General features: G+C 70.7%; 8 protein-coding genes. 5 read left to right on the forward strand and 3 right to left on the reverse strand.

Features of this window, described 5'->3' with window-relative positions; all coding sequences use genetic code 11:
• Positions 1-54 precede the first annotated feature (54 nt).
• A complete protein-coding gene (locus tag ACWGIU_RS17180) occupies positions 55-1,881 on the reverse strand; it encodes an acyl-CoA dehydrogenase (RefSeq protein ID WP_453706641.1) in 1,827 nt (608 codons plus the stop codon).
• A 255-nt stretch (positions 1,882-2,136) separates the two neighbouring features.
• Here ACWGIU_RS17180 and ACWGIU_RS17185 point away from each other — a divergent pair, with 255 nt between their 5' ends.
• From ACWGIU_RS17185 to ACWGIU_RS17200, 4 genes are all read left to right on the forward strand, one after another.
• Positions 2,137-2,595, forward strand: coding sequence for an SseB family protein (locus tag ACWGIU_RS17185; RefSeq protein WP_033215170.1), 459 nt, complete (start codon positions 2,137-2,139; stop codon positions 2,593-2,595).
• A 64-nt stretch (positions 2,596-2,659) separates the two neighbouring features.
• Positions 2,660-3,628: a helix-turn-helix domain-containing protein gene (locus ACWGIU_RS17190; RefSeq protein ID WP_453706629.1), complete on the forward strand. Its 969-nt coding sequence runs from the start codon at positions 2,660-2,662 to the stop codon at positions 3,626-3,628.
• 116 nt (positions 3,629-3,744) lie between these two features.
• Positions 3,745-4,125: a hypothetical protein gene (locus ACWGIU_RS17195; RefSeq protein WP_453706631.1), complete on the forward strand. Its 381-nt coding sequence runs from the start codon at positions 3,745-3,747 to the stop codon at positions 4,123-4,125.
• A gap of 147 nt (positions 4,126-4,272) precedes the next feature.
• Positions 4,273-5,268: a pirin family protein gene (locus ACWGIU_RS17200; protein ID WP_453706633.1), complete on the forward strand. Its 996-nt coding sequence runs from the start codon at positions 4,273-4,275 to the stop codon at positions 5,266-5,268.
• A gap of 69 nt (positions 5,269-5,337) precedes the next feature.
• On the opposite strand, the gene ACWGIU_RS17205 is transcribed toward ACWGIU_RS17200, so the two are convergent.
• Together ACWGIU_RS17205 and ACWGIU_RS17210 are read right to left on the reverse strand one after the other, a co-directional pair.
• Positions 5,338-6,429 (reverse strand): AI-2E family transporter, encoded by a 1,092-nt coding sequence (locus ACWGIU_RS17205; protein WP_453706635.1) that lies wholly within the window; start codon positions 6,427-6,429, stop codon positions 5,338-5,340.
• 39 nt (positions 6,430-6,468) lie between these two features.
• Positions 6,469-8,721 carry an ATP-binding SpoIIE family protein phosphatase gene (locus ACWGIU_RS17210; protein ID WP_453706637.1) on the reverse strand — a complete coding sequence of 751 codons (2,253 nt, stop codon included), beginning with the start codon at positions 8,719-8,721 and terminating at the stop codon, positions 6,469-6,471.
• Between the two features lie 182 nt (positions 8,722-8,903).
• Between ACWGIU_RS17210 and aspS the strand changes: the two genes are divergently transcribed.
• On the forward strand, positions 8,904-10,727 hold the full coding sequence (gene aspS / locus ACWGIU_RS17215; RefSeq protein WP_453706639.1) for an aspartate--tRNA ligase: 1,824 nt from the start codon (positions 8,904-8,906) through the stop codon (positions 10,725-10,727).
• Positions 10,728-10,767: the final 40 nt, after the last annotated feature.

The raw sequence follows: 10,767 nt of genomic DNA on the forward strand, positions 1-10,767 counted from the left end.
CCCCTGTACGGGGCCCGGCCGCTGGCGCGTGTGCGCGGCGGTGGCGCGACCGGTCTAGAAGGCGGCCTCGTCGAGCTCCATGAGGGAGTTGTCGACGACCTCGGCCAGCTGGCGCTGGACCGAGACGTTCGGCAGGACCTGCGACGCGAAGAACTTGGCGGCGGCGATCTTGCCGGTGTAGAAGGGGACGTCCTTCGGGGCGGCGGTCGCCAGCTTCTCGGCGGCCACGGCGGCGCCCTTGAGCAGCAGGTAACCGACGACCACGTCGCCCGAGGCCATCAGCAGGCGGGTGGTGTTCTGGCCGACCTTGTAGATGTTCTTGACGTCCTCGCCGGTGGCGGTGAGGTCGACGATCATCTGGCCGACGATGGCCTCCAGGTCGACGGCGGCCTTGGCGAGCGCGTCGCGGGCGCCGGCCAGCTCCTCGCCGCCGACGGCCTCGGCCAGGAACTTCTTCATCGTCTCGCTGAGGATGTTCAGCGAGGCGCCCTGGTCGCGGACGATCTTCCGGAAGAAGAAGTCCTGACCCTGGATGGCCGTGGTGCCCTCGTAGAGGGTGTCGATCTTGGCGTCGCGGATGTACTGCTCGATCGGGTACTCCTGCAGGTAACCGGAGCCACCGAAGGTCTGCAGGGACTGGGCGAGCTGCTCGTAGGACTTCTCCGAGCCGTAGCCCTTCACGATCGGCAGGAGCAGGTCGTTCAGGCCGATCTCGGCGGAGGCGTCCTCGCCGGCGGCCTGCTTGACCTGGATCTCGTCCTGCACGGAGGCCGTGTAGAGGACCAGGGCGCGCATGCCCTCGGCGTAGGCCTTCTGCGTCATGAGCGAGCGGCGCACGTCGGGGTGGTGCGTGATGGTGACCTTGGGCGCGGTCTTGTCCATGAAGTTCGCCAGGTCCGGGCCCTGCACGCGCTCCTTGGCGTACTCCAGCGCGTTCAGGTAGCCGGTGGAGAGGGTGGCGATGGCCTTCGTGCCGACCATCATCCGGGCGAACTCGATGATCATGAACATCTGGCGGATGCCGTCGTGCTTGTCACCGATCAGCCAGCCCTTGGCGGGGTGCTGGTCGCCGAAGGTCATCTCGCACGTGTTGGAGGCCTTGAGGCCCATCTTGTGCTCGACGTTGGTGGCGTAGACACCGTTGCGCTCGCCCAGCTCGCCGGTCTCCCAGTCGAAGTGGAACTTCGGGACGAGGAAGAGGGACAGTCCCTTGGTGCCCGGGCCGTGGCCCTCGGGGCGCGCGAGGACGTAGTGGAGGATGTTCTCCTCCATGTCGTGCTCACCGGACGTGATGAAGCGCTTCACGCCCTCGATGTGCCAGGAGCCGTCCGCCTGCTGGATCGCCTTGGTGCGGCCGGCGCCCACGTCCGAGCCGGCGTCCGGCTCGGTGAGGACCATGGTGGAGCCCCAGCGCTTGTCGACGGCTATCTGGGCGACCTTCTTCTGCGCCTCGTTGCCCTCTTCGAAGAGGATGCCGGCGAACGCCGGGCCGGAGGAGTACATCCAGATCGCCGGGTTCGAGCCGAGCAGCAGCTCCGCGTAGGCCCAGATGAGGGAGCGGGGCGAGGTGGTGCCGCCGATCTCCTCGGGCAGGCCCAGGCGCCAGTACTCGGACTCCATGAAGGCTTCGTAGCTCTTCTTGAAGGAGGCCGGGACGGGCGCGGTGTTGGTGGCCGGGTCGAAGACCGGCGGGTTGCGGTCGGCGTCCTCGAAGGAGGCGGCCAGCTCGTTCTCGGCGAGGCGGGCGAGCTCGGACAGAACGCTCTTGGCGGTCTCGGTGTCCATCTCCTCGAACGGACCGGTGCCGTACTGCTTGTCGCGGCCGAGCACCTCGAAGAGGTTGAACTCGATGTCGCGGAGATTCGACTTGTAGTGCCCCATGGCGACGGCTCCGTTAAGGCTCGGGGAGACAGGTTCCTCGTACATACCAATCGGTAACAACATGATGCTACCCGTCGGTAATAAGGGCAACCCTTCCGTCCCGACTGTGACCAGGGTCAAAACCCGCGCGGCGCCGTTCGTGCGGTCGCCGGAGGCCGGGGCACCGCCCGCCCGAGCCGCCCCCCTGCGTCCAGCCCGGACGGGACTGGCCGGTACCGGCCGGTATGGGGGCAGGTGCTCGATAGGGTGTGCCGCATGTACGGCTACGACCAGAACCCGGGCGCCCAGCAGCAGTATGCGCAGCAGCCCCCGCAGGGCTACGCGCAGCAGGCGCCGCCGCTGTACCCGGAGCCGTCCCCGCCCTCGCTCACGGACGCGGTGCGGGCCTTCACCACGGGGTCCCTCTCCGCCGAGGACTTCCAGCAGATCTTCGCCACCTCGAAGGTCTACTGCCCGCGCGGCGACACCCCCGGATTCCTGGCGCTGCACAACACCCAGCATCCGGTCATCCCCATGTTCACCACGCTCAAGGAGCTGCGCCGGTACGCCGGCAAGGAGTCCAAGTACTTCGTGATCACCGGCGCCGAGGTCATCGACCTGCTGCCGACCGGGTACGGCTTCGTCCTCGACATGGAGGGCGACCACCGGATGGTCTTCGACGCGAAGGCGGTCGAGCAGATGGTGGACTTCGCGATGCGCCGGATGTACGGCTAGTCGCAGTCGCAGTCGCAGTCGCAGTCGCCGGCGTACCGGCGGAGACCTGACGGGGGGCGGGGCGATGCTGCGGGTGCATTTCACGGCGGAGGACCTGCTCGACATCACCTTCGCGAGCGAGCCGCTGCCGCTGGTGGAGCTGGGCATGGCGATGGCCGCCTGGCAGCGCACCGACGAACAGGCGGTCTTCGGCCGCTGGCGCGCCCGTGTCGGCCGCGAGCTGCCGGGCCGCGCCCGCCCGCTGCTCGACCTTCTGCGCCCCGACGGCGACAACCCCCAGTTCGTCGAGCCGTACGCGCGCACCCTGGAGGAGGGGCTGGCCGTCGTACGGGACGCCGGCCCGCTCCTGACCCTCGGCGAGCTCCACCGCGTCGCCGCCCGGGCCCCCGGCTCCACCTCCTGGCTGCGCGCCCTGTGGGCCCAGGACCGTGAGGCGTGGGACCAGCTCGGCGGCGCGCTCCGGTCCACCTATGAGGTGGTCGTCGCCCCGCACTGGCCGCGGATCCGGCAGTCCTTCCGGGCGGACGTGGCCTGGCGCAGCCGGCTGCTGGCCGCCCACGGCATCAAGGCATGCCTGGCCGGCACGCATCCGCGGGCCGCCTGGTCGGGCACGGTGCTGGAGGTGGACGGGCCGCCGCACTGCGACGTCCGCCTCGGCGGCCGCGGCCTGCTGCTGATGCCCTCGCCGTTCTGGACGGGCCGGCCGCTGCTCGCCGAGGGCCCGGACGGCCCGGACGGCAGGTGCGTGCTGCTCTACCCGGCGCTGACCCCCCTGCCCCTGATCGGGCCGGGCCCGGCGCAGGGGGCGCTGGACGCCCTGCTGGGCCGGACCCGGGCGGCGGTGCTCCAGTCGCTGATCGAGCAGCGCACGACCAGCGAGCTGGCGAGGGACCTCGACATCAGCCTCCCCTCGGCCTCCGAACACGCCCGCACCCTGCGTGCGGCCGGCCTGATCACCACGGAGCGCGACGGCAAGGCGGTCCTGCACTCGGTGACGGGCCTGGGGGTGGACCTGCTCCACAGCGGCGGCTGACCCACGCTTCGGCCCTGCCCGAAAGGATCGCGGCCCGGCCCGGCCCCCCGGAGTATCGGTGCCGCGGGGGGGGAATCCACGGGGGACCCCCCCGCCCCATCCATGAGGAGGCAGAGATGGCCCGTACGACGATCCGCACGACGCTCGCCACGGTGGCGGCCACCGCGACGCTGGCGCTGGGCACGGGGATGCTGGCCGCCGGCCCGGCCCAGGCCTCGTACAACACGGTCGAGGGATGCCGCTCGGGCGAGGCGTGCATCTGGCCGGAGGGCTCGCCGGCGGCGGGCGTCCAGCCGTCGCTGCGGTTCAGCAAGGCGGGGACCTACAACCTCAGCAACCAGGAGAACTGGCACTGGGTGTTCAACAACCAGACGAGCAACTGGAAGTTCAGGCTGTGCACCGGCTGGAACGGCGGGGGAACCTGCACCGACATGGGCATCGACCGGTGGGTGCCGGTCAACCTCTCGCCGATCAACTCGGTCATCGTCTCGCCGTAGCCGTAGCCGTAGCCGTAGCCGTAGCCGTAGCCGCAGGTCAGGACCGCGGGGGCCCCGGAGGAAATTTCCTCCGGGGCTCCTCCGTTGTGCGGGTGTGGCAGAAAGTTCGAGTTTCAACTAAACTCGACGCAGAAGGAGGTCCTGACCATGCCCGCAGTGACTGTTGAGAACCCGTTGACCCTTCCGCGAGTGGCCGCGCCGCAGGCCGCCGTCCCGCGCAAGGTGCTGGCCGTCGTCTCCGCTCCCGGTGGGTTCGAGGGCGAGGGATTCCCGGTGCGCCGCGCGTTCGCCGGGATCAACTACCAGTACCTCGACCCGTTCATCATGATGGACCAGATGGGTGAGGTGGAGTACGCGCCCGGCGAGCCGAAGGGCACGCCCTGGCATCCGCACCGCGGCTTCGAGACCGTCACGTACCTGATCGACGGAACCTTCGTCCACCAGGACAGCAACGGCGGCGGCGGGGTCATCAACGGCGGCGACACCCAGTGGATGACCGCCGGTTCGGGCCTCCTGCACATCGAGGCCCCGCCGGAGTCCCTGGTCGTGTCCGGCGGGCTGTTCCACGGTCTCCAGCTGTGGGTGAACCTCCCGGCGTCCGACAAGATGATGCCCCCGCGCTACCAGGACATCGGCGGCGGCCAGGTCCAGCTGCTGACCACCCCGGACGGCGGCTCCCTGCTCCGCGTCATCGCCGGTGAGATCGACGGCTACCAGGGCCCCGGCATCACCCACACCCCGATCACGATGATCCACGCGACCGTCACGCCGGGCGCGCAGATCACCCTGCCGTGGCGTGAGGACTTCAACGCCCTGGCGTACGTACTGGCCGGGCGCGGGTCCGTCGGCGAGGACCGCAGGCCCCTGCAGACGGGGCAGACGGCCGTCTTCGGCGAGGGCGGCTCGCTCACGGTGCGGGCGGAGGCGTCCCAGGACTCCAACGCCCCGGACCTGGAGATCGTGCTCCTCGGCGGACGCCCCATCCGGGAGCCGATGGCGCACTACGGGCCGTTCGTGATGAACAGCCAGCACGAGCTGCAGCAGGCCTTCGACGACTTCCAGGCGGGCCGGCTGGGCCGCATCCCCACCACCGCGCGCACCGGCCTCGGCCACCGCGGTACAGGTGCGGCGGACCAGGACTGACCAGGACCGACCAGGAAGTCCGCCGGGACTGACCAGGACCGACCAGGAAGTCTGCCGGGCCGTCCGGGCCTACGCCGTCCCGGCCGGATCCGCGGGCCCGGCCGGATCCGCGGGCCCGGACGCGGCATCGGCGGCGTACCGGGCCCGCAGTTCCGCGATCGCCCCGAAGACGGCGGCGGTCAGCGGCACCGCCAGCAGCATCCCCAGGACCCCGGCGACGCCGGCGCCCGCGGTGATGGCCAGCATCACCACGGCCGGGTGCATCTGCACCGTGCGGCTCTGCACCACGGGCTGCAGTACGTAGCCCTCGATCATCTGGACCAGCAGCACCAGGCCGAGCGCCCACAGGCCGATGATCCAGCCCCGGTCGGCGAAGGCCACGAGAACGGCCACGGCGCCCGACAGGATCGCCCCGAGGTAGGGGATGTAGGCCGTCACGAAGACCAGGGCGGCCAGCCCCAGCGCACCCGGCACATCGAGGATCAGCAGACCCGCGCCGATCAGCACGGCGTCGACCAGGGCCACGAACGTGGTCCCGCGCATGAACCCCTCGACGGCCTCGAAGGCGCGCCGCCCCATCGCCTCCATCAGGTCGCCCGAGCGGCCCGGGACGATCGAGCGCAGCGTCACCACGGCCCGGTCGGAGTCGCGCAGGAAGAAGAAGATCAGCACCAGTGCGAGCAGCACCATCGCGATCATCGAGCCCACCACGCTGAGCCCCGAGACCACACCCGAGGCGGCGGTGCCGCCGAACTTCGCGAGCAGGTCCTTGGAGTTCGCGGCGATGTCCTCCAGCGAGGTGCCCACCGCCCCGAAGTGCTCGGCGACCATCTCGCCGGCCCGCCGCAGCGATTCGAGGATCTCGCCGCCGGTCCCGATGAGCGCGAGGACGACGACGTACGTGGCCCCGCCGACGACGGCGACCACGGCGAGGCAGGTCAGGGCCGCGGCCAGCGAGCGGTTCATCTTCATGCGGACCAGGCGCCGGTGCATCGGCCCGAGCAGGGCCGTACCGAGCACGGCCAGCAGTACGGGCGTCACGGCGGCCTGGAAAACGGTGCACAGCCATACGCCGACGGCGAGGACCGCGGTGACGAGCAGGACGACGCCGCACCAGGCGGCGAGCCGCCGTACGGGCGCGGGCAGGAGGGGATCGGACACCGCTGCATCCAATCACGCCCCGCCGCGCCAGCTGCCGGGTCAGAAGGCCGGGTCGGCGTCCGTCTTCGACTGCTCGTGCAGCTCGAACCAGATCGACTTGCCCGCGCCCCGCGGGTCCACGCCCCACGCGTCGGCCAGCATCTCCATCAGCAGTACCCCGCGGCCGCTGGAGGACATCTCCCCCGGCTGCCGCTTGTGCGGGAGCTCGTCGCTGCCGTCCGCGACCTCGACGCGCAGCCGGCGCCCGCCCAGCTCGCCGACCGCCTCCGCGACCAGCAGGGCGTCGCCGTCGGTGTGCGTCAGCACGTTCGTCACCATCTCGGAGACCATCAGCACCGCCGAGTCCACCTGGTCGGGGTCGGCCCAGTCGTGCAGCAGCTCGCGGATCTGCTGCCGCACGCCCGCGATCCGTTCGGGCTCCGCCTGCGCCACGGTCAGTACGGTGCGGCGCACGGGGCGGGCCGGGTACGGCAGCGAGGTGCCCGAGGCGAGCTCCGCGCTCTCGCGGCACAGCAGCACCACCGCTATGTCGTCCTCGCGGCGGTCGGCGAGCGGGCCGGTGGTGTGGTGCGAGGACGGCCCGTGCACGGCCTGGACCAGCAGGTCGGCCAGTCGTTCGAGGTGCGGGGGCGCGACGCGCCCGGCCGTGTCGGTGCCCGCTCCCGGGACCTGCGCGTCGTAGGTGCGCTCGTACGTATTCTCGTGCGTGTCGGACTCCAGGACCGCCCGCAGCCGTGCCCAGCCGGTGTCCAGGTCGTGCCCACCGGTCTCGATGAGCCCGTCGGTGCAGAGCATCATCGTCTCGCCGGGCTCCAGGGTGAACCGGGTGGTGGGGTAGTCGGTGTCGGGGTCGATCCCGAGGGGCAGCCCGCCCGCCGTGGGGCGCATCAGGACGGTGCCGTCGGCCATCCGGATCGCGGGATCGGGGTGGCCGGCCCGGGCCACCTCCAGCATGCCGGTCCGCGGATCGCACTCCACGTACAGGCAGGTGGCGAACCGCGGGCTCATGAAGTCGGAGTGGGGGTCGGAGGGCCGGCCGCCGTCGTCCGCGTACGGGTCGGACTCCGGAGAGGAGCACAGCCCGGCCAGGAAGCGGGAGGCGCGCGAGAGCACCGCGTCCGGCCGGTGGCCCTCGGACGCGTACGCCCGTACGGCGATCCGCAGCTGGCCCATCAGTCCGGCCGCCCGGACGTCGTGCCCCTGCACGTCGCCGATGACCAGCGCGAACCTGCCCGACGGCAGCGGGATCATGTCGTACCAGTCGCCGCCGACCTGGAGCCCGCCGCCCGTCGGGACGTAGCGGGCCGCGATCCGCATGCCAGGGATCTCCGGGCCGAGCTGCGGCATCATCGACCGCTGCAGGCCGGTGGTGAGCTCCCGCTCGGATTCGGCCACCACGGCGCGCTGGAGCGCCTGAGCCAGCATCCGGGCCACCGTCGTCAGGACAGACCGTTCGTCGGGCGAGAAGGACGCCGGGTGCTTGAACGCGGCCATCCAGGCCCCCATCGTCCGCCCGGCCACGATCAGCGGAAGGAAGGCCCACGAGACCCGGTCGAAGCGCTGGGCGAGCGGCCATGCGGCCGGAAAGCGCCGCTTGTAGTCCTCGGGGGTGGGCAGGTAGATGGCCCGGCCGGTACGGACGACCTCCGCGGCCGGGTAGTTCGTCTCCAGCGGCATGTCGGAGAACGGACCCTCGTCCCCCGGGTCGTGCCCGTGGTGCCCGATGATCGACAGCCGGTCCCCGGCCACGCCGAAGACGGCCAGCCCGTCCGGGCTGAAACCGGGCATGGACAGCGAGGCGGCGACCCGCAGCACCTCGGCCGTGGACCGTGCCTCCGCCAGCGCCCGCCCCGCGTCCAGCAGGAAGGCCTCGCGGGAGCGCCGCCAGTCGCCCGTGATGGGGGTGTGTGCGGCCGTGGTGCCGGGCTGCGGCTCGGCGATCTCCTGGATGGTGCCGATCAGCTCGTAGTCCGTGGTTCCGTCCGCCGTCCGGTTCTCCACCGGTTTCGAGCGGCTGCGTACGGTCCGCAGCACCCGTCCGTCCACGTCCATGATCCGGAGCCGGGCCTCGGCGAGCGTGCCCTCGGCGACGGCCAGGTTCACGATCCCGTTGATCTCGTTCCAGTCCACCGGGTGGAAGCGGGACCGTACGGCGACCTCCGGCAGCACCACCGGTTCGGCGGGCAGCCCGAGGAGCCGGGCGGCCTCGCTGTCGAGGGTGACCGTCCCGGAGGCGTTGTCCCATCGCCACAGGCCGGTCGCGATGGCGGCCAGAATGTCCTCGGTGCGCACTCGGCCATCTTTACAGGTCATATCGGTCACGTGCCTGTTCGCCCGCGCCCCGGGGCCGTGTCCGCACGCGGCCCGCGGACGCGTTTTCGCAGGCTGGAAGGAGTGCCCGACCCGCCACCGTCCCGGACGGTAACCTTGGGACGGTTGAATCCACCCTGGTATCGCGTAGAACTGGATGACTGATGCATCGGTACAGGTCCCACACCTGCGGCGAGCTCCGCGCTTCTGACGTCGCCGCCGACGTCCGGCTGAGCGGCTGGCTGCACAACCGTCGAGACCTGGGCGGCATCCTCTTCATCGATCTGCGTGACCACTACGGCATCACGCAGCTGGTCGCCCGGCCCGGCACCGCGGCGAACGAGGCGCTGAGCAGCGTCACCAAGGAGACCGTCGTCCGGATCGACGGCAAGGTCGTCTCCCGCGGCGCCGACAACGTGAACCCGGAGCTGGCGACCGGCGAGATCGAGATCGAGGTCTCCGCGGTGGAGGTCCTCGGCGCGGCCGCCCCGCTGCCGTTCACGATCAACACCGACGACGGTGTGAACGAGGAACGGCGCCTGGAGTACCGCTTCCTCGACCTGCGCCGTGAGCGCATGCACCGCAACATCATGCTGCGCTCGGCCGTCATCGCGTCGATCCGCTCGAAGATGGTGGCCCTCGGCTTCAACGAGATGGCGACGCCGATCCTCACCGCGACCTCTCCCGAGGGCGCCCGTGACTTCGTCGTGCCGTCCCGCCTGAACCCGGGCAAGTTCTACGCCCTGCCGCAGGCGCCGCAGCAGTTCAAGCAGCTGTTGATGATCTCCGGTTTCGACCGGTACTTCCAGATCGCGCCGTGCTTCCGCGACGAGGACGCCCGCGCCGACCGCTCGCCGGGCGAGTTCTACCAGCTCGACGTGGAGATGTCCTTCGTCGAGCAGGAGGACGTCTTCCAGCCGATCGAGCGCCTGATGACCGAGATCTTCACGGAGTTCGGCAAGGGCCGCGAGGTCACCTCACCGTTCCCGCGGATCCCGTTCCGCGAGTCGATGCTGAAGTACGGCAACGACAAGCCCGATCTGCGCGCCAAGCTGGAGCTCGTCGACATCACCGACGTCTTCGAGGGCTCGGAGTTCAAGGCGTTCGCCGGCAAGCACGTGCGTGCCCTGGCCGTTCCGGACACCGCCGGGCAGCCGCGCAAGTTCTTCGACGGCCTCGGCGAGTACGCGATCTCGCTGGGCGCCAAGGGCCTGGCCTGGGTGCGCGTGGGCGAGGACGGTGCCCTGACCGGCCCGATCGCCAAGTTCCTCACCGAGGAGAACGTCAAGGTCCTCACCGAGCGTCTGGGCCTGGCCCCCGGCCACGCCGTGTTCTTCGGCGCGGGTGAGTTCGACGAAGTCTCCAAGATCATGTCCGGCGTCCGCGTCGAGGCGGCCAAGCGCGCGGGCCACTTCGAGGAGAACGTCTTCCGGTTCTGCTGGATCGTCGACTTCCCGATGTACGAGAAGGACGAGGAGACCGGCAAGATCGACTTCTCCCACAACCCCTTCTCCATGCCGCAGGGCGGGATGAAGGACCTGGAGGAGAAGGACCCGCTGGACATCCTGGCCTGGCAGTACGACATCGTCTGCAACGGCATCGAGCTGTCCTCCGGCGCCATCCGCAACCACGAGCCCGAGGTCATGCTGAAGGCCTTCGAGATCGCGGGCTACGAGGCGGAGACCGTCGAGCGCGAGTTCGCGGGCATGCTGCGCGCCTTCCGTCTGGGTGCCCCGCCGCACGGTGGCATCGCCCCGGGCGTGGACCGCATCGTGATGCTGCTGGCCGATGAGCCGAACATCCGCGAGACCATCGCCTTCCCGCTGAACGGCAACGCGCAGGACCTGATGATGGGCGCGCCGACGGTGCTGGAGGAGGCCCGTCTGCGCGAGCTGAACATCGCGCTGCGCAAGCCGGTCGAGACGAAGGCCGCCGAGCGGCCCGTCTCCGACGCGGTCACCCCGGACGCCGGATCCCCGCGGGGCTGAGTTCCGGCCCGCTGATACGCCGAAGGCGGCGCCCCCCTCC

The organism is Streptomyces sp. NPDC054840, assembly GCF_053611065.1.

Coding starts and splice junctions, on each gene's coding strand:
- ACWGIU_RS17185 (WP_033215170.1), top strand. CDS start 2,137: ATGTACGGCTACGACCAGAACCCGGGCGCCCAGCAGCAGTATGCGCAG.
- aspS (WP_453706639.1), top strand. CDS start 8,904: ATGCATCGGTACAGGTCCCACACCTGCGGCGAGCTCCGCGCTTCTGAC.
- ACWGIU_RS17195 (WP_453706631.1), top strand. CDS start 3,745: ATGGCCCGTACGACGATCCGCACGACGCTCGCCACGGTGGCGGCCACC.
- ACWGIU_RS17200 (WP_453706633.1), top strand. CDS start 4,273: ATGCCCGCAGTGACTGTTGAGAACCCGTTGACCCTTCCGCGAGTGGCC.
- ACWGIU_RS17180 (WP_453706641.1), bottom strand. CDS start 1,881: ATGGGGCACTACAAGTCGAATCTCCGCGACATCGAGTTCAACCTCTTC.
- ACWGIU_RS17190 (WP_453706629.1), top strand. CDS start 2,660: ATGCTGCGGGTGCATTTCACGGCGGAGGACCTGCTCGACATCACCTTC.